The organism is Syntrophorhabdaceae bacterium (assembly GCA_028713955.1).
Classification (GTDB): Bacteria; Desulfobacterota; Syntrophorhabdia; order Syntrophorhabdales; family Syntrophorhabdaceae; genus UBA5609.
Genome location: JAQTNJ010000002.1, coordinates 24072 through 46190, shown reverse-complemented (window position 1 = coordinate 46190; position 22119 = coordinate 24072). Strand labels below are relative to the sequence as shown.

At 44.8% G+C, this 22119-nt stretch carries 27 protein-coding genes and 1 tRNA gene; 11 read left to right on the top strand and 17 right to left on the bottom strand.

The window, feature by feature from the left end:
* Positions 1–178: 178 nt before the first annotated feature.
* Entirely contained in the window at positions 179–913 is a 735-nt protein-coding gene (locus PHU49_00530; protein ID MDD5242477.1) for a hypothetical protein, read from the bottom strand.
* Between the two features lie 135 nt (positions 914–1048).
* Here PHU49_00530 and PHU49_00525 point away from each other — a divergent pair, with 135 nt between their 5' ends.
* Both PHU49_00525 and PHU49_00520 read left to right on the top strand, forming a co-directional pair.
* Complete coding sequence (locus PHU49_00525; protein ID MDD5242476.1) at positions 1049–2314, top strand: coproporphyrinogen III oxidase family protein; 1266 nt, start codon at positions 1049–1051, stop codon at positions 2312–2314.
* A 34-nt stretch (positions 2315–2348) separates the two neighbouring features.
* Positions 2349–2444, top strand: a tRNA-Sec gene (locus PHU49_00520).
* A gap of 54 nt (positions 2445–2498) precedes the next feature.
* Here PHU49_00520 and PHU49_00515 read toward each other — a convergent pair.
* The 12 genes from PHU49_00515 to PHU49_00460 form a co-directional block, all read right to left on the bottom strand.
* Positions 2499–3584, bottom strand: a complete 1086-nt coding sequence (locus PHU49_00515; protein MDD5242475.1) for a site-specific integrase — start codon at positions 3582–3584, stop codon at positions 2499–2501.
* Positions 3585–3594: 10 nt separating this feature from the next.
* Positions 3595–3888, bottom strand: coding sequence for a helix-turn-helix domain-containing protein (locus PHU49_00510; protein ID MDD5242474.1), 294 nt, complete (start codon positions 3886–3888; stop codon positions 3595–3597).
* 580 nt (positions 3889–4468) lie between these two features.
* Positions 4469–6559: a hypothetical protein gene (locus PHU49_00505; protein MDD5242473.1), complete on the bottom strand. Its 2091-nt coding sequence runs from the start codon at positions 6557–6559 to the stop codon at positions 4469–4471.
* A gap of 10 nt (positions 6560–6569) precedes the next feature.
* Positions 6570–6959 carry a hypothetical protein gene (locus PHU49_00500; GenBank protein MDD5242472.1) on the bottom strand — a complete coding sequence of 130 codons (390 nt, stop codon included), beginning with the start codon at positions 6957–6959 and terminating at the stop codon, positions 6570–6572.
* Between the two features lie 9 nt (positions 6960–6968).
* Entirely contained in the window at positions 6969–7163 is a 195-nt protein-coding gene (locus PHU49_00495; protein MDD5242471.1) for a hypothetical protein, read from the bottom strand.
* A 48-nt stretch (positions 7164–7211) separates the two neighbouring features.
* Positions 7212–7517, bottom strand: a complete 306-nt coding sequence (locus PHU49_00490) for a hypothetical protein (GenBank protein ID MDD5242470.1) — start codon at positions 7515–7517, stop codon at positions 7212–7214.
* Between the two features lie 174 nt (positions 7518–7691).
* Positions 7692–8081: a hypothetical protein gene (locus tag PHU49_00485; GenBank protein MDD5242469.1), complete on the bottom strand. Its 390-nt coding sequence runs from the start codon at positions 8079–8081 to the stop codon at positions 7692–7694.
* A 1-nt stretch (position 8082) separates the two neighbouring features.
* The gene (locus PHU49_00480; GenBank protein MDD5242468.1) at positions 8083–8775 is read right to left on the bottom strand and encodes a ThiF family adenylyltransferase; all 693 of its coding nucleotides are present in this window, start codon (positions 8773–8775) and stop codon (positions 8083–8085) included.
* A 58-nt stretch (positions 8776–8833) separates the two neighbouring features.
* Positions 8834–9490 (bottom strand): hypothetical protein, encoded by a 657-nt coding sequence (locus tag PHU49_00475; GenBank protein ID MDD5242467.1) that lies wholly within the window; start codon positions 9488–9490, stop codon positions 8834–8836.
* 13 nt (positions 9491–9503) lie between these two features.
* Complete coding sequence (locus PHU49_00470) at positions 9504–10145, bottom strand: hypothetical protein (GenBank protein MDD5242466.1); 642 nt, start codon at positions 10143–10145, stop codon at positions 9504–9506.
* Between the two features lie 11 nt (positions 10146–10156).
* Positions 10157–10315, bottom strand: a complete 159-nt coding sequence (locus PHU49_00465) for a hypothetical protein (GenBank protein ID MDD5242465.1) — start codon at positions 10313–10315, stop codon at positions 10157–10159.
* A 19-nt stretch (positions 10316–10334) separates the two neighbouring features.
* Entirely contained in the window at positions 10335–10463 is a 129-nt protein-coding gene (locus tag PHU49_00460) for a hypothetical protein (protein ID MDD5242464.1), read from the bottom strand.
* A gap of 177 nt (positions 10464–10640) precedes the next feature.
* Here PHU49_00460 and PHU49_00455 point away from each other — a divergent pair, with 177 nt between their 5' ends.
* Positions 10641–11396: a hypothetical protein gene (locus PHU49_00455; protein ID MDD5242463.1), complete on the top strand. Its 756-nt coding sequence runs from the start codon at positions 10641–10643 to the stop codon at positions 11394–11396.
* Here the strand turns inward: PHU49_00455 and PHU49_00450 are convergent.
* Positions 11371–12279, bottom strand: a complete 909-nt coding sequence (locus PHU49_00450; protein ID MDD5242462.1) for a hypothetical protein — start codon at positions 12277–12279, stop codon at positions 11371–11373. The genes PHU49_00455 and PHU49_00450 overlap by 26 nt on opposite strands.
* Before the next feature lie 15 nt (positions 12280–12294).
* On the bottom strand, positions 12295–14145 hold the full coding sequence (locus PHU49_00445; GenBank protein ID MDD5242461.1) for a M48 family metalloprotease: 1851 nt from the start codon (positions 14143–14145) through the stop codon (positions 12295–12297).
* A 236-nt stretch (positions 14146–14381) separates the two neighbouring features.
* On the opposite strand from PHU49_00445, the gene PHU49_00440 reads away from it, so the two are divergent.
* From PHU49_00440 to PHU49_00415, 6 genes are all read left to right on the top strand, one after another.
* Positions 14382–14888, top strand: coding sequence for a hypothetical protein (locus PHU49_00440; GenBank protein ID MDD5242460.1), 507 nt, complete (start codon positions 14382–14384; stop codon positions 14886–14888).
* Between the two features lie 184 nt (positions 14889–15072).
* Complete coding sequence (locus tag PHU49_00435; GenBank protein ID MDD5242459.1) at positions 15073–17256, top strand: DUF87 domain-containing protein; 2184 nt, start codon at positions 15073–15075, stop codon at positions 17254–17256.
* A gap of 53 nt (positions 17257–17309) precedes the next feature.
* Positions 17310–17678, top strand: coding sequence for a hypothetical protein (locus tag PHU49_00430; GenBank protein MDD5242458.1), 369 nt, complete (start codon positions 17310–17312; stop codon positions 17676–17678).
* A 107-nt stretch (positions 17679–17785) separates the two neighbouring features.
* Positions 17786–18796: a hypothetical protein gene (locus PHU49_00425; protein MDD5242457.1), complete on the top strand. Its 1011-nt coding sequence runs from the start codon at positions 17786–17788 to the stop codon at positions 18794–18796.
* 1 nt (position 18797) lies between these two features.
* Positions 18798–19247, top strand: a complete 450-nt coding sequence (locus PHU49_00420) for a hypothetical protein (protein MDD5242456.1) — start codon at positions 18798–18800, stop codon at positions 19245–19247.
* Between the two features lie 452 nt (positions 19248–19699).
* Positions 19700–20083 (top strand): hypothetical protein, encoded by a 384-nt coding sequence (locus PHU49_00415; protein MDD5242455.1) that lies wholly within the window; start codon positions 19700–19702, stop codon positions 20081–20083.
* 96 nt (positions 20084–20179) lie between these two features.
* On the opposite strand, the gene PHU49_00410 is transcribed toward PHU49_00415, so the two are convergent.
* Positions 20180–20536, bottom strand: coding sequence for a hypothetical protein (locus PHU49_00410; GenBank protein ID MDD5242454.1), 357 nt, complete (start codon positions 20534–20536; stop codon positions 20180–20182).
* A 174-nt stretch (positions 20537–20710) separates the two neighbouring features.
* Between PHU49_00410 and PHU49_00405 the strand changes: the two genes are divergently transcribed.
* Both PHU49_00405 and PHU49_00400 read left to right on the top strand, forming a co-directional pair.
* Positions 20711–21067, top strand: coding sequence for a zinc ribbon domain-containing protein (locus tag PHU49_00405; protein MDD5242453.1), 357 nt, complete (start codon positions 20711–20713; stop codon positions 21065–21067).
* A gap of 73 nt (positions 21068–21140) precedes the next feature.
* Positions 21141–21656, top strand: a complete 516-nt coding sequence (locus PHU49_00400; protein MDD5242452.1) for a hypothetical protein — start codon at positions 21141–21143, stop codon at positions 21654–21656.
* Between the two features lie 56 nt (positions 21657–21712).
* Here PHU49_00400 and PHU49_00395 read toward each other — a convergent pair whose 3' ends face one another.
* Positions 21713–22093 (bottom strand): hypothetical protein, encoded by a 381-nt coding sequence (locus PHU49_00395; GenBank protein ID MDD5242451.1) that lies wholly within the window; start codon positions 22091–22093, stop codon positions 21713–21715.
* Positions 22094–22119 lie beyond the last annotated feature (26 nt).

Genomic DNA, 22119 nt, shown 5'->3' with positions numbered 1-22119 from the left:
AAGCGGCTCTACCTCACGAGGATCAAGGAAGAGTCAGACCCCGAGAAGATCAACGCGATCAGGTGGAGAAAAAGCTATACCGTGCCCGAAGACCAGAAGAATGAGAAACGGTTTCTCGTCTATTTCAAGATCGAGAAGGTACTGCCTCTCATCGGGGACAAAGAATAAAACACAGGGTCTATCTGTATTTTTTCGCGGCCCGGAACTCTTGCTCATTGAGGAATCCGTCCCCATTCTTATCATATTCCCTGAATTGTTGTAATATGAGGTCAGGGAATATAACGGTCAATTCTACTGCGGAAATCTTCCCGTCCTTATTGTTGTCTACATCCCCGAACTCCGAAGACCTCGGCCTATCCCTCAGCCTGACAGGTGTTGTCCGGATAGCGGCAGTTTTCTGCGGTTTTTTCGCCTCTTTTTTTATAGACAGCTTCTTTGGCTGTGCGGGGGCTGCTGGTACAGCTTTCTTTTGTTCCGGTGGCTGTTCCTTCGCGGGCCTGGCATGAGCGGTTTTTGTCCGGGTTGCCGCCGGAGGGACACCTTTTCGTATCTGTAAGCCATCCCTTGTATAGGAGACGGTCACCGTATCCCCCGTCTTAACCTCATCAAGGCTTGTATACCCGATGAGTGAGGGGTTAATCATATCGAACGTTATGGTCTTCCCCTTACCCTTCAGGGTGATGTTTCTGGCGGTCCTGTCAATGTGTACAACTGAGCCGGTGACATCAACGGCTGAGCGGGTTTTCACCCGGATCAGATAGCGTTCTTTCGGGGTAATGGAAGATTTGCCCTCTGCATCTGATACAACCTTAAATCCCTGCTGAGGCATTGCGGACTTTTCCTGCGCCATGATGAGTGAAGCAGCCATTATGCTTACCATGCCCAAAAGAGCTATGACCGGGATTGTTCTCATAATAGTAATGTGATGTTTTATCTATGTCTCTCCGGCAAGTCAAGACTTTCATGATTTGACCGCGATTATATACTTGATTTTTTTGGCTCCAGGCCGTAACATTCTTTGTTTGTTGTTATATATTCCTGGTACATTATGCTGATCGAAAAGATTATCGCACATATCGCACGAAAGAAGAACGCCAACTATCTCCAGTTCTCACCACGCGTATCACATACGATACCGCGCAAGCGCAGCGACACGCCTCTTTTGCTCTACGTCCACGTCCCTTTCTGCGAGGAGCTTTGCCCTTACTGTTCCTTTAACAGGGTCGTGTTCGAGGAGACGCTGGCGAGACGTTACTTTGAGGCGCTGCGAAAAGAGATCGTCATGTACAAGGAGCTGGGCTATGATTTCGGCGCCCTTTATGTCGGCGGCGGCACCCCTACCATTCTCATCGACGAGCTTGCCGGCGCCGTTGAACTGATAAAGAAGACATATCAGATCATGGAGATATCCGTTGAGACGAACCCAAACCACCTGACAGATGCAAACATAAATATCCTGAAAGAGATAGGCGTGAACAGGCTATCGGTGGGAGTGCAGACCTTTGACGACGGGCTCCTTAAAACCATCGGGCGTTACCATAAATACGGGAGCGGCGATGAGATAGCTGAACGGCTTCGATTCACACAGGGAAAGTTCAGTACGCTCAACGCAGACATGATCTTCAATTTTCCGACCCAAACCATTGCTATCCTTGAAGAGGACCTTTCGCGGCTCATGAACCTGAAGGTTGACCAGATCACGTATTATCCCCTTATGGTCTCAGATTATACAAAGGGCGTGATGAGCGAAAAGGTGGGCGCCGTGAAGTATGGGCGGGGCAGGGAATTCTACGCAAGGATCACGGACAGGCTTGCCTCGGCCTATGAGCCGACAACGGCATGGTGCTTCTCAAGGACGGACGGGATGATCGACGAGTACGTGATAAATTACGAGGAATATGCCGGTATCGGAAGCGGTTCTATCGGCTACATCGGCGGGAACGTCTATGCCAACACCTTTGACATCGTCGATTATATCCAGCGCGTCGAAAAAGGAGAGTTCCCCGTTGTGGCGAAACGGGAATGCTCCATAAAAGAGCGCCTGCTCTATGATTTTCTCATGAAGCTTTTCGGGCTCCACCTTGACCTTGATGGGCTCGGCAGGAAATACGGTGAAGACGTTGACGAATACCTGAAGTGGGAGATCGCCTTTTTTAAGGCTGTGGGCGGACTGCAACAGCGCGAGCACATACTTTCCCTTACGAAAAAAGGTCAGTACTACTGGGTCATCATGATGAGAGAGTTTTTTATCGGCGTCAACAACTTCCGGGACTACTGCCGCGAGATCGCGCAGCTTTCCTCACATTCGCATTGACAATATCCCCAGTAATTAATACATTTATTCTTACGGAAGTGCCGAGGCGCCTGGTGGGTCTCCTGGTCTTCAAAACCAGTGTACCGGTGACGAGCTGGTAGGTGGGTTCGATTCCCATGCACTTCCGCCATTAATAATATCAATAACTTACAGCTCACAGTGTACAGAAATAAGTACAGACAAATTACTTCAATTTGACGATTGTGCCCAAATTGTGCCCATTTTGTGCCCGTGAGTGAATTTCAACATTTTCTTGATACAACTGAGAGACAAGCTCGCACGCCTTCCTGAGGTCCTCCTCGTTGATGATGTTGTATCTGTCAAAAACAGAGCGGGTTTTGTGTCCCGATATCTTCATCGCTACTTTTTCAGGTATGCCTGCGCGGACCATATTCCTGACCGCTGTCCTGCGGCAATCATGAAACAGCTTTCCTTGCAATCCTGTTTTTTCACAGGCTTTATCCCAGGATTTACGGAAATCTTTGATTTTTTCACCATCCCTTGAAAATACATAGGGGCAGTCAGGATAGCTGGTCTCATTATTTCGTTTTTGATCTAGGATAGACTCATACAAATCACCGACGAGATAAATCACCCGCGCCTCCTCGTTCTTGGTGGTCCCGGCTTCAAGAGTAATTTTTTTCTCAAAGATGTTGACGTTATCCCAAGTCAAGTTGATAATCTCTGATTTCCTCATCCCTGTAAAATAGGCCATCGTGAAAACAGGCTTGAGATAATCCGGCAAATTGTCTCGTAGCCTCACGTAGTCTTCATATTCGAAATAGCCCGTTCTAATGTTTGTCTCTTTCAGTTTTGGTATGTACGGGACGTGGATTACCTTTTGTGGTGTGTTTTGTTCTCCCAACCGAAACATTCTTTTCAACGCTGTAAGCTCTCTGTTGATAGTGCCGTTCTTGGCACCTTGTTTTTGCCTCATCGAGATATACTCTTTAACCGACTGCGTTGTGACGTTATTAGCTCTATATCCTTCAAAGTACTCTTTTAAGTGATTGACACAAATGTCTGCCCGAAACAGTGATTTTCGTCCGTTTATTTGATAATCCGTGAGATAATCTTTTGCAAGCTCATCGAAGGTGGTTTTTTCTAACTTCAAGCCCGGGAATTGCCCTTCTTCAATCTGCCCCTCTCGAAGCTTCAGGAGCCGTTTCGCTTTTGATTCCTTACTGGAGCGAGTACTTTCTCTATAATTTTTGCCGTCTCTATAAAATTTAATCCAATATGTGTCGCCTCGTTTGTAAATGCTTCCCATGGAATAAACCTCAAAAGTCATATACAGTCTTGTGTCTTTCTATGTAGGAGTCCATATCGCTTTGGTCGAGCAATATTCTTTTGCCATCACGCACAATTGGTAGTTTCCCAGCCCAAATCATTTCACGCAGAGCATTTACGGTCCTGCCCAAATAATGCGCTGCTTCCGGTATCGTATAGAGTCTCTTGTGAGGACCTCTGGGATTTTTGTTCTGCGCTTTTCTTTTTTCTATGGAATTGACAGACGGCGGCGGTTCATCTTCCGGGTGTGTTAAACCATCATCATCTTGTCTGTTAGCCGCCATTTCCTGCTTCCTTGTTAAGGCACTTGGCTCAGCTTTTTAAATTGCTTGCCAACCCGCCTTGCGTGTTTTGCCTGTGACAAATCTTTTGTTTCTGATTCTCACCTTATTTCCTTTTCTTTCTATCTCTTTCTCTCTTCCGCACATTTCTTATCCACTCACAAACAACCGTGAGCCGAGCCCCGAAGGGGCGAGGCACTAGCCTCACCAAGACATAAACATAAATCCCTCAACAACATACCAAGACACAAAAGCCTTGCTTTCACCAAGACCAGCCATAAGCACTTCATCAATACACCAAGACATTGCCAACCAGCCCGAACCGAAGGTGAGGGCATAATAGCAGTCGAGGACTGTAGAATAGGACATACCAAAGCCTGCGACGTATAGTCCATTCGAAGACCGCAAACGTGCACACAACAACCACACATGCCTAAATTAGCGCCGCCAATAGGTCGTCGCCCATCATCGCGCCGCCCACTTCCTGCCAGCCAATTCCCGCACAGCGCATTTCCGCACCAGCCATTCTCCACGCGCCCATTCCAACACCAGCCATCAAAGCGCAGCCCATCATCAGCCATTCTTACAGTCCCTCCGCAAACGACGCAAGCAAGCGAAAGCTGACCTTGCCCTTTGATTCTTCGCCAAACAGCGCTGTAATTTTCTCACTGAGCTTTTTTATTATTTCGCGATCCGCACAGCAAAAAATCACTTCATCGTAGCCGACAAAAACATCTTTGGAAAAATTAATAATTTCTTTTTCCCACTTCTGATTGACGACCTCGAACGCGCAGCGCCTGCCGTTCATCTCAACAGCCACATCCACGGCCTTCCCGTCCAGAAATGCCTCGATTTCTGCTTTGTAGCCTTGAGCAACGGCCCAACGGAATATTACGTCCTGAAAGTAAGCGTGAGTGAAATTACCCTTTCCCGGGGGCTTATTGACTTTCACTTTCAGGCTTTCCAGTAACGAATATCCATCGTCAGTCACACGGAGCAACGTGACCAAACCACCCCGACGATGCGTGTTAATCACGACCTTTTCGGCCAGGCCCGCACTAATAAGCTGATGGTGCAGCGAATCCGCTTTTGAAGCTGACAGCCCCAGCTTTGAACTTCTCTGGGCCACCCCAATGAATGGGTCGTTGGCAATATCTATTAGCAGGTCAATCCCATCCTTTGAGATGCCCTGCCACACTGAACCGTTCTTTTCTTTCTTCGGCCTTTCTTCGGCCTCTGCTCTTTCTCCTGCATCTTCTCCGTTGCTCTTGCGGTCGCCAGCAGCACCGCGAGCAACTCTGCCAGCACCGATGTGCGCCCTCGGGGTCCATTCGAGGCTCCTGAGCACCGGAGCCATTCTTCGCTCGATCTCGTTGTCGCTGATTGACTTATCCTCTTCGTATGGGTCAACCCTGATAAGTAGCGGGTCAGGACAGCGGCCAGCAAGCCGGACAATGGCCTCGCCTGGATTGAGCTGATAGATGACCTGCTGCTGCTCTCTGGAGAGCCCCAGGGACAATGAAGCGTCCTGTATATCTTTGCCATTGCTTAACGACATGCAGACTCTGGTGTAGGTATTTGATGACAACGAGTTTGCGAGCAGCTCCGGCTCCATCTCTGCAGCAATAATTCCCGCCCCGAATTCACGGACCTGGCTAATCAGGATGGACATGTTCGATATCCCCTGCTGGTAGGTTTCCCTGTAGCGGGGAAGTAGCCTTTTCGCTTCGTCGAACACCAGAATGTTCTCCAGGCCATGCCGCTCGCCAGAGGCGATTCTCTGCATGAGCATGGCGGTTAGCAGGGCTTCGGTCAGAAACGCCTGCATGTCAGGCTTCATGCCCGCAAGGTCGAGAACAACATTATTGCCCAGCAGCTGGGACAGCTTGAACCCGCTTGAGCAGTTCACTGTGTCGCCGATGGCTTCGTTAATCGCGGCCAACCGATTCATCAGCCTCTCATAGGACTGATAGATGGGTGACATGCGGGGAACCGGCCTTGCCCGGAGATATTCTGCCAGATCGAGGGGACAGGGGTATGCACCTTGCGCCTCGAACATTTCGTAAAGATTTATTAATGAGATGAGAAGATAGTTCTCGGTCGCCATGCCGCCGATAAATCCGTAGCTTTGAGAGAAGACGTAGGAGATGATACCCGCCCAGGTCCTCGGTGACAGACGCTCGGGCGGCTCAAGCGGATTCCATTTGAGGTCGCCCTTGCCGACCCTGAATACCCACACTCCCCTCCGGGCCAGGTGGATGAAGTCGCGCTTCTGGTCGAAATAGAGAACCTTCTTTCCCCTTTCCATTAAGGGAATTGTAATAGCGAGAATCAGGGTTGTTTTTCCGCCTCCGCTTCGGGCGAGGATCAAAATGTGCTGGACTGCTTCATGCTCATAGATGGCTACGAAGTGGCCTGTCTGGATTGCCCGCCCGAGAATGACATCTCCGGGAATGTCCGCTGTCAGACGGACAAATGGATCTGGCGCAAGAATATTCTCTATGCCCTCCAGGAGCATCATTTGCTGGAAATCCGCAACCTGTATCTGTTGAAGCTTGTCCTCTTTGGAACAGGAGCGATTTTCAAGAATAAGACCCAACAGAGCGCCGAGGACGCCGGGATCTTCTGTGCTGTTGCCTGCCTGAACCAGCCTGACAAGATCGTCTATATTCATTGCATCTCCTTTAGAACCAAGGAAATTCTTCTTTTGCTTTCTCCAAGAGGTAGTGGTCTTCGCAGAGCGTTCTCCCGTTGTGCCGATAGGTGTGCTTCGGGCACAAGGGCGCGCCGTCTTCTGCACAGAAGGAGAGGCAGGCGTTGCAGCAAAGCCTGCCGCAGCCGCACATCCCGGCCACATTCTCGCGACCCTTTGCGAGATGGCCGCAACCAAGCACGTAGTCGCGGGTCTCTACGACGGTGAGTATGCCCTGGTCGTCTATAGTGGTCTGGGTGCCATGAAGGGTGATGCGACCATTTTCTTCAGCAGAGCCGCCAAGGGTCTGGCTTTCGATTCGTGTCGTGACCCTGATTCTCCGCAACGCCTCAGCAACCATTCCTTTAAGTCTGTCTGGCATAACGCCCTCCTAACGAGGCCATTGCGGGAGTGTTTTGAACAAGGCGGCCCCGAAATCGAAAATTCCCGCGGCCAGCCGCAGGATCAGATAAAAAGCAACTATTGTGGCCGCGATCTTAATGAGGTTCGCCGTGATCACAGAGAGACGCATAGTCACACGGCTTACCGAATCCAAGAACTCGCTTATGCCCTTATTAGCATTCATTTTCCCCTCCTATGCTTGAGCCTACTCAAAACGCATTCATTCGCGTCATCACGAGAATATTTTTGCCCTCAGCATTTTTATTGTGATGCTGGACAAAAGTGAGCCGGGAAAGTCCAATTTCCAATACACGACAAAAGGGTAAAGATAGCCGCTGATGGCTGAGATGATGAGAGATGCCTTAAAGACTTGAGCTGTTGCCCACGGGTCGCCGCCTGCGAGCCACACGTAGATTAGATAATGCAGGCTGATGAGAATTCCGGCCATGCCGCCGTAAATGACACCCCTGATTGCATATATGAAGCCTGCAAATAAAAGGACAAGGATTCGGCAGATGTCGAACAGGATTTTCTGCATGGGATTCCATCCCCTCATAATTTCCTGACGAGAATGATGCTGGCGTCCGGCAGTGGCACCTGGAATATTTTGGGGTCGCTCCGTCCTTCCTGAAGGAGGTGGCGGATATTGAGAATCTCCCACATATTGGCGCATCTTAACCTCCATAAAATTTAGTTGGTTTCTCTGACCTGCTCAATCCCAAGGGATCAAGCCACAGAGAAACCCGATTCCTGCTCCTATCGTTGAGCAGGCCTTGAACGCAAGCTCTGCATCTGCTGTGCCGCTTCCACTCAAGAACGAGAACAAGGCTATCGGGGCCGCGATAATAAGCCCGGCCATGCCGCCGCAAACAGCACCCAATGCGGCACAACCGAGACCACGAAGCAAATAGACAACGGCGATGCCGAGCACCCACAGGCCTCTTGCTATTGTTAGCCAACACTTTTTCTCTGCCCAGGACTGATTGGGCGAAATAGGGGCAGCATCCGATATGGGCGGCTGCAGCCTTGCTGCATTGCTGCTTGCACCTCCGCCTCCAGGCGGCGGTGGAGGGTATTTCTGGTTTTCGGTATTTGTGTACATTTTATCCTCCGCAGAGTTCACAATTAGGGTCTTTTGCAATCATCGTGATGACTTCCGGGATAGCCCCAGATATTGAGAGCTGCCGGTAGTTCCAGTGCGCCCTTCGCCCTGTGATGAGGCTTACAACGCCAAAGCAGGCATAGCCAGAAATGATCTTCGAGATATCGATGACGCCAGGCACGCAGGCATTGATTTCTTTGTTTGTCACCACTTCGGGCATAAGGCAGGCAATGCACGGGCTCCCAGTGGCATCCTGGATAAAGACATAGCCTCTATCTGCGTCTTTGCTTACACCTGTTATAACCAGAGGAGTATTGCGTTCCCTGAAGAATTTTGAGGCATAGGCCCGGGCTGCGTCGTTGTCAACAGCGACCACGGAAACGCTGCAGCCAAGTTCCTGGCCGCTAGCAACAGCTTCCTCAAAGCTCATGGGAATTCCGACCAGAACAGACATAGCTGTTGCCTGGCCTGCAAGATTTTTGCATATCCTGATTGCCTTGTTTTTTTCCAGGTCTCTCACAAAGAATTTCTGGCGCGCGAGGTTGCTGATGTGCACGACATCTCCGTCCAGTATGGTGAGCCTGCCGATGCCCATCCTAATGAGGGCTTCGCTTATCTCCCCACCGAGGGCACCTGCTCCGACCATCACAACACTGGCACCTGCGAGCAGGCCTTGGGTTATGCCAGGGACCATTTCCTGCCTGCAAGTGGCGCTTATGCCATGGGCAGGCGCTACTCCAGGGGTCTCAATCCTAATAGGCTTTCTTGATATGAAAGGTGGTCTCATCTTTTTTCTCCACAAGTTTCCCGTAAATCCGGATAGAGGAAAACCGGTTTTTGATTGAGAAAAACCTGACATAGCCATCACGGGAAAAAATTCCGCCGACAACAGGATATCCGCCTCGCTCCAGCCTGTTCTGGGTATCAAGGTCTGTAGCTGATGGATTAACAGAGGCAGGGCCGGTACCAGGGTGGCTATGGAACCATGCGAGCAGCTTATGGCCATAGTCATCCAACGAGCAGAGAGCTTTACCAAGAGAGTCAGAATCTGCCCTCACAAAGACCTTTGACTGCTCTGAGACCTCAACACTAACCTGGGTGTCGATGATTTTCACCGGGCCAAAATCCTTACCAGTGGCTATGAGCATGTTCTCATCAGGACAGCTGGCCAGGACCCTGTGAGATTGGACAAGAAATAGAGAACTCACAATATACTCTGGAGCAGGATCACCCAAAATGTGGCAGAGATCCTGGTGAACACTAGAAAGCAAGCATGCCTTCTCGTAGCGGAGCCTTGCTGACTGCATGTCGTGACCGAGCATGTGCTCTAGAATGCCTTCTGTATCGGTCCGGAGCTGCTTCTCCAGAAAAGCTCGTTGTATCGCAACATTTATCAAGTTTGTATCCATTGGTCATCCCTCCTCATGCAGAGAGCCAGTCTTCAATGAACAAGATAAAGCTGTTTAGATCCTGTGGCGCGCGATTCCAATGAATGATAAACCAGTTATTGCCGCAAGGATGCAGGCAGGCATAATGCGGGATGTTGTCCGGAGGGTTCATCACAAAATACTGCCTTGAACCATCTGCCCCAACCCGAATATATCCAGGATAGCTTCTCTGCTTTGTTTGAAAAAACCCTTCCCAGCCGTCGCTTGTTTTCCTCCAGCCCCGGGATTCCATAAGGGGCGCGATGCCCCTTGGCACTTCTCGATAAATTTTCCCGGCGCTCATATCCGCAGGTGAGGCAAAGAGGATTTCTCCATCCGCAACAACCCCGAAAAGCTCGGTTTCTGGCCTGAATGCCTTTTCGCCTCCTCTGCTGAGCTGGTACCCCTGCAGGCCGATTTCCCGGAGTACATCGCAGGCGCGGGTGCCGGGCCGGACAGCCAGGTCGTGGCTGGCAATGTCTCTGTCTGTCCCTGGAACACGCACATTAATGAACTTCACTACTGTTGTCATGGCATTACCTCCTGTTATTATTTTTGGAAGTTTACCTGTCTCAGGAACCTCTGGTAGCCAGCGGCTTCCTATCCTGGTCATTTCAACAATTTCCTGTTTTTTCATGACCTCCTCCTTTAAAACTTTTTCTTGTACCTGGATTTTGGCGTGAAAGGTCTGCCAGGAGCTGCCTGAGGGCCCCTTTGTAATACCCTGATTAGATAAATTTCTTTTTTTATCTCCTTTAGCTCTCTGTAAATTCTTCCAGAGCCTGTGCTTCTATAACGTTTTTTCATGACTTGTCCTCCTTTCTGGCTAGCAGCCGATCCGGCAGAACATCGCCGGGATTGGAGAGATGCCTAAGCGCCCGCTATGCTTCCTGCTGGATGTTTTCTTTAATCCTGCCTTTGCCATCTTCTTGCCTTTGCTCTTCGTCGCGTTCATGGGGGACCTCCTTTTCTCATAATTCCAAAAGTTTGAACAAATGCTATTCTGTCAGTACCACAACAAATGCGATCTTACACGGGAACAGAACAAGAAATATGCACCCTGAAATCCTGTTAATTTCCAGTATGATAAAGTTCTTAAATATTATGGTGTTATTGTTTGTAGGTAATTAATATGGAAACTAGTGTTCACTTAATAGCTGATCTTGTACTTGCCGAGCGTGAGAAATCCAAATATCAAACAAAGGCATGCAAGCAGCTGCACACAGTGTGGATGGTGGGCTATATTGGCGGCGGGGATATTCCTACCTATGAAGAACTTAATGAAAAGGCGAGGAAGTATCGAATACAAAAAACCTGGAAGAACATGATTGGAGAACATGAGGTAAATACACATGACGAATTATTCCTAACCCTCGGCTATCTAGAGTGTTACAGACTGCATAAGAAAAAGAAGCCAACAGGAGGGTGTTTGGATCTTTACTTGGCAAAATTAGATTCAGAACCATTATTATTACTGCACCCGTGGACATCGGGCTATTATGAACAATATTGCCAACCGCCTCGTGATTCAAAGCTTATTGGCACAGACGCCGAGTCTTTGAGGCTTGTGATTGTAGCTCATGATGGTGAACGGGACGGATATGATTATACACGTAAACTGAAGAACGCATTAGGGTTTAAACGATTCAATTTACCGATCATTCGCTATCAAAGATTTAAAAAACAAAAGGCACTATATGCTGATTTTTATGATTCGAGAGATAAATTGGGCACTATCTTGCCAAAGGGAATTCACTATATTTATGAGGTCCTTCCGGCTGAACACCGTGAAAAGCACATGCAAAAACTTTTGTCATGCCTTGCTTTTGACCTTGTCGGCTATCGTCAATTGCCACAAAACTTCACTGATAAGGCAGAAAACCTTTGAAGTCGATGATGCAATATTTCCATTTCCGGTAATGTAGCTTGATTCCGCGACCCTTAATTCTTTCGATACTCTCTTTTACAGTTTCTGATGACTGTTCTATTGCTCCGATTGCTTTCATGATCCTGTCACGCTGCTTAATCCAATCTGGGTCATCTGAATTTGGTTTATCCATTCCCTCTTTGATGCTAATGGGCTCCTTCCAGACATCTCTCAGGATAAGTTCATAAGTACAGACTCTGCCCATATTAGTCAATAGCAGGACTAACAATTTGAAAGGGGCATCTGAAATGCCATCCTCTGGGTTTTCCCCAAATATCTTGGCCTCGTCCTTATCCTTATCTATCCATATGCTATAATGTTCCTTTCTCTTGCGCAGTTTTTTAACCAGAGTTTTATCACCAGAGAGTTTTTTGAATTTTGAACCAATGCCGATCAGAATCTCGAAGATTTCATTATTTTGTATTCCTAGGTATGCATCAATCAGCAAATGAGGCAAATGTTCTGCCAATGCAATCGGCACAGCTGGGTGAATGTTATACTCATTGGCAACTTTAAGTGTGAGATCCTTTATGCCCTCTACCCACTCTTTCTTAGACTGGTACTCACGAAATATAATATTGGGCAACACTTCATCAAGGACTATCTTCATTCCATTGGAAATGAGTAATTTTCCTGCTGGAGACGCAAACCCCAAATCAGGGATAGGCCCTTCTTGAATATTCAATCCTTTTTGTCCCTCGTTATCCGCATGACGTTTTTCGAGAATCTCCCAGATCACGTCGAAGAATGGCAGTTCTTCTGGAAATTCTCTTTCAATGATTGTTTTTGCGATTGATTTCGTTATTGCTTTTAAGTCGATATTATTTAAATTCTTCAATGTCATGAGCAGTAGGTCCGTTCAATCCGATTGGTTGAATGCATACCTGTTAATTTCATTAAGCCTTTCAATGGGCCGAGGATAAACATATCCAAGAAGCGCATTCCCAAAATAAAACTGCATAAATATTTTTAGTTTGTTTATAGAACTCAATTGTTTCACACTATCATTTATAAAGCCAGCCTCATTGTTTTTGATCAGCGCCGAAATAAGATATGTTCTGTTTTTTGTTATATCCATTGCAAACCTGTCAGCCTCAAATTCCATTTTGACAAAGTCAAAGTACAAAGTAAAGTAGTTGTTAGGGAACAAGCAAAGCCATGAAGCCAAATTGGCAATGAAAAGCGGATAGAGATTGTATTTTATGTGATAAAATTCGTGGGCAATCACAGTTTGTAATTCCTCATTGGAAAGCTCTTTGAGAATTCTAGCGTTGATTATAATTGCTGGGCGGCTGGAAAAAGGAAATATGAGAGAGCTTTTTATCGGAATCTCTGTTTTCTCATCGACAAGAACGCGAGGAACGCTTACTTTTAAAAAGTCTGCTGTTTCTTTTATAAAATTCTTCACCTGATTAGGAATTGATGAATACTCAGGAATAGTTATTAATCTTACACACTCCTTCATTGACACTATCATGTATGTAAACATGCTCAATAAAACAATTATTGAGGGCAATGCCAGAACAAATAATATGATGCCAGCAATGACCTTTGAATTAAAAGATACATATAGGACTAGATTAAAGGCTTGTTCAGAAAAGTTGAAAAAAATTATGTCGTTTTCTTTTAGGTAATAAAAAGCATCTATAGACACCAGCATTGCAAACCAATGGAGCACAAGCGAAAACGGGATTTGTGCTAAAACCAACAGCTTACCGATCAAATCTTCTCTTGTTGTTATTGACGTTATAGATGGCGGTCTAGGAAATACCTCCTGATTTTTTCCTAAAAGCTGATGCCATTTTGTAACAAAATTGATAAGCACGAAAGGCAAAACATTGAATGCACCTAATATACCCAAAATTAAAATAAATGCAAGATTTTGGATTAACTGAACGTGTAAATGAAGAATAGGTTTACAAGATATTAAAATGACAATTAGAAATAAAATTCCACATTGCCAACAAGACCACATGTCGTCCAGCGTCACCATAGCATGCTTCCATTTTGAATTAAAATCTTCTCTAGCAAATAATCTGATGAACCAAGAAACGATAAATTTCATCAAAAAAACGGTGACAAGAAATGCCAATAATTTAAACCCGAATATGTGCAATAAAATATAAAAAATGGCCGCTACCATTAAAGCCATTATTGTATGATGAGTTTTGGAGAGGACATTCCCATATGAAATCTTTTCAGTTAATAATTCATTATTAAGAATTGTTAAGAAATTATTTTCAAAATCACTAATTTTATGCCCATGCCAGTAGAGTCCATATATGAAATTCAATAGAAAAGCTAAGGAAAATAAACCCGTGAACAACACGATGAACGACAATAATATTTTTTCTGATCTTCCAGTGACTGATCCGGGTCCTTTGAAAGCAAATAGAAATAAGAGAACCAGAAAAAACATACCAAGTATAAGGCTCCAAGATATTGCCGCTTTTCCTTTCTTGCCAAGCTTAACTTTCATTTCGACTTTTGAGTAAAATTCAATAGGAGAAGAATGCCATTCAAAATAATAGCGAGATTTTTTTTCTGAAACAAAAGGTGTTGATGCGGAGAAAAGAGGTATATTATCGTTACCTTGATCTTGGCTGCTAAGGAATCTAGAATCATCTAATTCAAGGCCTTCTTGCTTTATAAAAGACAAAATAATATCTTTAATTTTTTGCTCAGAACCACGAACGAGGTAGATAGCCATTCTTTACATGCTCTCGCAAAAATTGGTTTTTAAACTAAGATTCTTTTATAGTAGAACCATATACTTAATGCATGACACTATGTTCTATAAGTTATTCTTATTATTGACAATAACCATAATTCTGTCAACCCTTTCTTTGAAATTGTCTATATAGGAGGTCTTTTATGGTTTTGAAACAGCAAACCCCGCATTCCCTTTATGTCACCATTTAATCCTTCCAAGCGCCCCATGACTCTATGAACTTCTATGATGAGGACTTCGGGGAAGAGTACCTGATGCGGCTTGAGATAGAAAAGGTCCTGAGCCAGAAGAAGGAAAAGGACCTCCTCGAAGAGCTTTTGGCCAAGCCTGAGCTAATAATCGGATTGGAGCCTGAAAAACCGCCTGAGCCTATTGCCGAGTATTTCACGGGCAAGATCGACAGCCTGAAGGAAAGAATCAGCAACCTGAACCAGGAGATTGACGCACGCTTCCAATTTAAGAAAAAATTTCTGCAAGAAATTGATTACCAGATTAGAGAATCCGCCTTCTCGCTTTCTCAATTTCACTGGCATAGTGTAGGTTATAATAAAGGAATTGACCAGCTCCGCTTGGCATTGCAACGTCAACTATCGTCCCTTCGCAGGGATAGAAGGGCCGTTGAGCTAAAGGCATGGGCAGACATTGTGAATATCAGAAAGGAGCTGCGAAGGACGCTTGAAGAGTACAAAGACGCGATCAGGCGGTATAGGATTGTTGAGTGAAGATACGATTTCTATGAACATAAGGTCTTACTAAGAGGATCGATATTACATTTTTAAATCAAGTTTTTTACTTGCAATGTAGAAGCACGAGTGGTAATCAATAGATGAAGGGGAACTTTGTTCTAAAAACTATTAGGCACTATACAACTCGATCGATACGTTAACACTTGAATGAGTGATTCGTATGTCAGATGAGGAATTCAAAGGACTAAAATACCTTACACAAAAGCAACGTTTAGCAGCCCTCGCCTTAAATATCTGTATATTTATAGCGTTAAGCGTATTCGTAACTGGTGAGGCTTTTCCTTCCGATTCAGGTAAGCGTTTATGGCTTTTGAGTGGCCTTGGATTTGCCTTTCTTACTTTATTGTCCGCTCCTTGGTTTCGTCCACCGCGTAATGCATTGGTTAACGCTGTTACCTCGGCGCTTCTCTTAAGCACAGTGGACTTTGCTGGAATACAGATGCTTAAAATTCCACTAGATATCTTTCGGTGGAGTATGGTCGGAGTAGCAGTAGCTACCGGCATCTGTGCAATTCTTGCAATAGTTTTTATTGATGTGGACGGCACTGAGCATCCCCATAAAAAACAAGCAGCCATCCTAGGTTATAGAATCAGTGACATTTTCGGAAAGGGTGAACTAATATTCACTCCCCCGGCCTTGATAAGCATACTTGGATACTATCAGCAAGCCCCGGTACAACAATTGTGGCTGTTTTTTGGGTGGGTATTTGTGGTCACAATAAAGCCCGTGGAACTTACCCTTCGTTTGATAGAAGAACTCAAAGGAGTCGCTAGGACCTCTCATGGTTCTGAAGTCCTCGGGGATATAACGCGCGTGGACAATCCCAACATTATCCGCGTTGCCTTGACCTCTTCAGAAAAATGGCAACCGAATACTGTAGCCGTGGCATGTCTGCCAAATGGCAACCAAGTAAATGTTCTTTGTTTATTCAGTCATATTGAAGAATCACAACTAGTGGGCACGGGCTTGTGTCACGATACTACAAAGTCCCCCATCGAAGGTTTTATGCCAGGTAAAGTATACCGACAAGTTGAAAATCTGGACGCTACAAGAATTATCAACGATCTTTGCGGATTTGATGGAGGAGCAAGCCTAGTCGGTTTTGTCGTGGAGGACTCTACTATTTCGATGATCAAGTTCGAGGTTTCCTCGAATATTCAGATAGAAGAAGGTATACTCATTTTCTGTCGGCAAGATAGACAAATAGTATTCTATCAAATACTGGATGCAAAAACTGCCGAGGAAAGCTTTGGAAGAAACCCTCGTGGCAAACATATCGTATCGGCAGTTCAGCTAGGCTACCTCGATTCCGCAAAGGGATTCGTGAAGTATGGATGGCTGCCCGCAATGAATTCACCAGTGTTTATACCCAAAGAACCCTTTACATTTGATATTACATCACCAAGAGATGAGGAGTTTATTATTGGTAAAGTTCCAGGATCTCAGATAGCAGTTAGGGCTAGCTTCTTTGAGATACTGGAATATCACACCGCTATTCTAGGGGTAACAGGTACAGGAAAGACCGAACTGGCTTTTGATATTATTCGACAAGCATTGTCGCTGGATACCAAAGTATTTTGCGTAGATTTTACTAACGAGTATAAGGCTAGATTGGCAGATAGCAACCCCCAACTTTTGGGACTTGATCAGAAGCATGCAGAAGAATTGGACCAGAAATTTTTTGCCGTGGAAACTGGAACATATGGAGCGCCACAGGAGAAAAAGAATCTCAAAGAATTCGTTGATAGTATCAAGGGGCCAGTTAAAAAGAATGTTGAAACTTTTTTATCTTCAGAGGGAAGCTCCTTGGGCATCTTCGAACTTCCCGAAATTACAAATACCAAAGCTACTCTTAGAGCGACAGAACTCTACCTGTCAAGTATTATGGAATGGGCACGCAATAACCGTCGTGCCCGCAGAGTTTTAATTGTTTTAGAAGAGGCGCATACAATAATACCTGAGACTGTAGGATCGGGTTTCGACTATGATACACAGTGGATCGTTGGCCGCATATCGCAAATAGCGCTACAAGGCCGCAAATACGGTGTTGGACTTCTTATGGTTTCACAACGTACTGCCCTTGTGAGTAAATCAATCCTGTCTCAATGCAATACATATATAACATTTTCCTTAGTTGACAAAACCAGCTTGGACTACTTGGCAAATGTTTATAGCTCAGTGCATGTCCAGAGCATTCCCAATCTTCGTTTCTTGGAGGCTATTGCTTATGGCAAAGCGATTAGAAGTGAACGACCTATCTTGATAAAGCTTGATTATATTGACGCAAAAAAAGCTGCAAGCGATGCCTTGAGTATGGCCAGTAAAGATGAGAAGAAAGAGTAAGATATAATTTACTATAAAATGATTTTAATAAAGTTTAGCATAGGGGGTGTAAAATGATAAGGCGATTCAGGGATAAACCCATTAGTAATCCATTGCGGGCGTTACAAATATGGCAAATATTAATTGGTAAAGCGCACAATCGGCAGATTCTAACATACGGCATGCTGGCCAAGATGCTTGGGCTGAAAGGCGCTGAAATATTAGCCCAGCCCTTGGGACATATCATGTGGTATTGTCAACAAAACAATTTGCCTCCTTTAACTATTTTGGTTGTTAATCAAGACACGGGCCTTCCTGGAAAAGGATTAACCGGCACTAGATTAGATGCTGATAGAGAGTCAGTATTCCGATATGACTGGTACTCTTTGGTGCCTCCAACGCCTGATGCATTGAGAGAAGCATATGTGGAAGGTGAGGGATAAGAAAGAACGGTGAATTAAATAAAATGCAGCAAACCAAACTCCAAATTGTTTACTGCCCGTACCTTTTTCTTGACCGAATCCGCTCAGTCACGTTCTCGGACTTAACAGTGCGGAACGTTGAAGACGCGCTTGCAAGGCTACAAGACAGTAACCTAAAAAAAAGCGTTCAAGCTCTTATGAATCAAAACAGAATCCTCGGAAAGCCAATTAAGAATAATGGCATCATTGAGATACGAGGTCGTGATAGTTTCAGCCCTCTAAAACCAGCTGAAGAAAAAAAGATAAGAGAACTTCGCTGTGCCCTCTTTCTCGCTGGAACGGCAGAATGCAACATAGATGATGGGGTAAACGCCGGACTCTATATGTTAACGAGTGAAAATTTTAGAATAGTATTTCAAAACTTTATCCTGGAAAGCCCTTATACAGGTTACACTTCCGGAAAGATTGTAAGAGTTTCAGATTCTGGCTACAAAATTTCGGAAATAACATATGAAAAGCCACCCTATGTTGTAAAAAACACTTTCTCATATGAGAAAAAATTCTTGAACGTATTAGAGCAACTTAGAAATAAAAAAAGAAAAACATACCGCCTTATTCTTCGAGCCACTGATGCTGTGATGAATGCATATGCCAACTCAGAAGATGTAAGCCACGATTCGCGTATATTAGAGCTATCCAGGGCATTTGAAATCTTGTTTGATTTACCTGAAAGAGATCAAAGAAAAATGTTTAAGGAGTTAATAGAAAAATACTGTGAACCAAAAGGAGAAAAGAAGAGAAGATATTCGTCCGAAAGACCGGGTGGGAAAAAAGTATCGGAGACAGGAAGCCGACAAGTCATGTGGGCGGATCGCTTCTACACGCTACGAAATCACATCATACACGGAGAGAACATTGCTGATAAGAGATATTTCTTCCATGGGCAACCGCATTTCCAGCTTGGCCTTTGGTTTTTCTTGGTTTCAGTAAAGCAAATAATTAATCAGTCAATTCAAAAGAAACTCTTCTATGATTCTATTAAGTGTGAATCTGGCAGATTAGTATATGATAATGGTCTCTTGAGAGCGGCAACGGAAAAGGCTGTCAAAACGTTGCTTAAAATGCGAAAGAAAGCATAAAATGGGCTATTTGTATAGGGGTGTTTCAAAAAAATTAGATTTAGAAAATAATGGTGAACTTCGTCCAAAAGGAAATCAGCATGAGGTCGCAGCCCGTCATGACGGTAAAATTCGATATAATGGGAGATTCACATATGGTGTATCTGAGAATAACGCTGTAAGGGCACATCACATTGAATCAGGTTTATATAATACATGCTATGTTTCAACTACGAAAAATAAAAAAAAGGCAATATGTTTTGCAACAACCGGGCTTACGGAAGAAGGCTGGGTTTATGTTATTGACGAATCGCTTCTTAAACAAAATGACATTGTCGCGAAAGAAGATACTGACCCCCAATACCCAATTGAAAAAGAAGTAACTCTCCGTTCTTTGGATAACGGTAATTTGTCATTTAAAATTGTTATAGAAAAATATGAAGTAGATTCATCTGGCAAAAGAAAGCCATAGCACCCCCCCCCGCAACAACGCAGAGCTGCTCGGACAGCTGCGGCTGCTCATCATCAATTAGCGTTTATTGCCCTGCTCCTGGAACATCAAGCGGCTACACATGCCATTATGGGACCCAGACCTGCACCCAGAGCGGCTGCTCCGACAGCACATGCCCGATCCATGAGGGCGAGGCCTGCACATCAACCGGCTGCGTGTGCGACGCCAGCAAGCATCTCGCGGGCACGTATCCATGCACCTGCGCAAGCGGCTACAGCAATTGTGATAATGACATGAGCAACGGCTGCGAAGTCTCGGGAACCTGCTGCACCAATGAATGCTCGACATCAGGGGCAAAGCAGTGCTCAGGCAACGGCTACCAGACCTGCGGAAATTATGATGCTGACTCATGCCTTGAATGGAGTTCTGTGACAAGCTGCGGCACATATCAGCAGTGCACGAACGGAGTTTGTGTGAACAAGGTTGCGCAGCTGACAATTACTAAAGAATGTGGACCTTATTGCTCGGCAATTTGTGGCGGCGCGGCATTCACACCGCCGAGCGGAGCGACAGCATTTTACTATTCAATAAAAATATCAGAAACAAACGGCGTTGGCGCAAGAGTAACACAAAAATGCAGAGATTATGCCGCTTGTGGTTCATATATAGCAGGACCAGCATCGCCTTATTGTATTTCATATAGCCCAGTGAAAACTATCCCAGCAGGAGGAAATGTTGTTATTCCGGGTGCCATATATTCATATTGTTATCCACGTGTTTTAACAGAAACATATTACATAACTGATGATAATGGTAACAGCTTCACGCAACCAATAACATTTACGCTAAATTGCTGATATTTTAAAAAGAAAACTATAATCCTATATCTGTAACATTTTCATTTAAGATTTCGAGATGTTGAATAGAAAATTAAAACAAAAATGATTTATTTACTAATAACCGCCAACACCAGCACTGCCGCCGCTTCCGCCAGCGCCAACACTGCCTGCTGCGCCGCTGCCGAACACGCCAGCTGCCGCGAGGCCGTAATAGACCGCACCTGCTGCGAGTATGCCCAGGAAGATTGTCGCCACTGGATGCTGCGCAAACCAGCTTTTTTCACCAGGAGCTTTTTCTTCTGTGGTTGCGTCTGTTGCCGTCTTCTGTTCTGCCTGCGCGTACTGCTTGCCGAGCTGCACGCCGTTGAATTTATAATTGCTCACCGATGAGCAGCCGCTGACGAACATAAATGCAACAATGAGAAAAAGAACAATGATCTTCCTATGTGATTTTCCTGAACAGATTTTCATGAAGCCCCCCTTAGTGTATGAATATTATTAGGAAATACCCTAGGACATGTTACCCCCCCCCCGATTGATGTCAAGTGGTTTTTTGTGGCTTTCAACATCACCCGCAAAAGACCTCCTTACATCTAAGGACCATCGCCTCGCAGCATTTTTAAAGATTAGCAGTTAATATTTAGCATGGCAGATCGGAAAACCCGTTTTTGTTCCAACTGTGGAAAGAAAATAGACACAAAGGCTGAGATATGCCCTAAATGCGGGGTAAGGGTCTCTGGAAGGCGAGAAAGATCACACAAAGAAGTTAAGAATTCCGGTCTCGCCGCCATACTGTCGTTCTTCATTCCCGGGCTTGGTCAAATATACAATGGTCAAATCGGGAAAGGCCTGCTGATGATTGTCGCATTGATAGTATGTATCGTGCTTACTATTGTCATAATCGGAATATTCCTTTGGTTAATTCTATGGCTTTACGGCATATACGATGCTTACAACACCGCTAGGCGAATAAATAGAGGCGAAATAAAACATGAAGATTAAAACATCATCATTGATATTATGCTTTGCTCTGGCATCTGTTATGCTTGTTTCCGGGTACTGAATTTGTGATGTAATGACAGAAAAAGAACTTATTATTTGTGGATTTTGTAAAAAGAAAAATCCAGAAGTGCAGTATAACATGAGTGGTAAGTGTATATATTGTGACAATATACTAAAGAAATTTAAAAATCAAAATGATGCGGATGAATTCTTAGCAGAAAAATTCCGGATACGTGTTGAATATCTTAGTGGTCATAAGAAATATTTTAACAAAGAAGAAGGTTTTTTAATTGGAAGAACAAATAAGTTGATATTTGAAGGCAAAAATACAAAATTCGATATACCGTTGTCAAAACTAATCATTAACGATATTAAATCACAATCCACAAAAGGTTTTGAATGGTCACTTACATTTGGTATTTTTGAAAGCTTTATTTCTAAGCAATTTATAAAGATACCATTTAAAGATGAAAACGATATCGTACACGAACCAGAGTTCAAAATACAATTAGATGAGGACATGAATAAAATATCAGAATTTCTATATGAAAATTATAAACTTACAAAAAACAAGAATAAGCAGAAATAATATAAATCTTTTCACCCGCAAGAAACGCAAAGCCCACATGCAGCACTCTTTAGTCTTTAGCCCACAGATTTTTCATGGATATAGAAAATATTCTGAGGAAGCTCAGGCCGATCCTCGGCTCCAAAATAGACCTGCTCTGGCTGGAATACCAGATCAATCCTGAAAACCGCAAGGAGATAGAGGGCATAGTTTATGGCCTTGCCGCAAAATATCTTCGGGACGACCTTGAGAGAAAGGAGATACTGCTTGTTCCGCCCCTTGAGGAGCTGTCTGCCGGCGACTATCCGCTGGCTATTGTTTCCTACAACCAAAAACTCCTTCACCAGTTCGGGCTGAGGGAAGATGAATGGATACAGCACATCGGCATATTCGGTAGGACCGGCAGCGGCAAAACCAATGTCGGGTTCCTGATTGTTAACCAGCTTTTCGAGAAGCAAAAGCCGTTCCTGATATTTGACTGGAA